Annotated in this window: 1 rRNA gene; it reads right to left on the bottom strand. The window is 56.1% G+C overall.

Annotation, left to right across the window (positions count from 1 at the left end):
- Nucleotides 1–37 precede the first annotated feature (37 nt).
- Nucleotides 38–537: ribosomal RNA gene (locus tag AXK60_RS25335) — 23S ribosomal RNA — on the bottom strand; the annotation flags it as partial.

The raw sequence follows: 537 nt of genomic DNA on the forward strand, positions 1-537 counted from the left end.
GTGAGCCATCAGTGCTCGTTTTGGCGAATGTTATGTGTGTGGTAAGTCCTCGACCGATTAGTACCAGTCACCTGCACGCATTACTGCGCTTCCAGTTCTGGCCTATCAACCCCATAGTCTGTAGGGGGTCTTACCCACTCAAGGTGGTGAGAATCCTAATCTTGGAACAGGCTTCCCGCTTAGATGCTTTCAGCGGTTATCCCTTCCGAACGTAGCCAACCAGCCGTGCTCCTGGTGGAACAACTGGCACACCAGAGGTTCGTCCGTCCCGGTCCTCTCGTACTAGGGACAGCCTTCCTCAAGATTCTAACGCGCGCGGCGGATAGAGACCGAACTGTCTCACGACGTTCTAAACCCAGCTCGCGTGCCGCTTTAATGGGCGAACAGCCCAACCCTTGGGACCTACTCCAGCCCCAGGATGCGACGAGCCGACATCGAGGTGCCAAACCATCCCGTCGATATGGACTCTTGGGGAAGATCAGCCTGTTATCCCCGGGGTACCTTTTATCCGTTGAGCGACACCGCTTCCACTTGCCG

Source organism: Tsukamurella pseudospumae (assembly GCF_001575195.1).
GTDB lineage: Bacteria > Actinomycetota > Actinomycetes > Mycobacteriales > Mycobacteriaceae > Tsukamurella > Tsukamurella pseudospumae.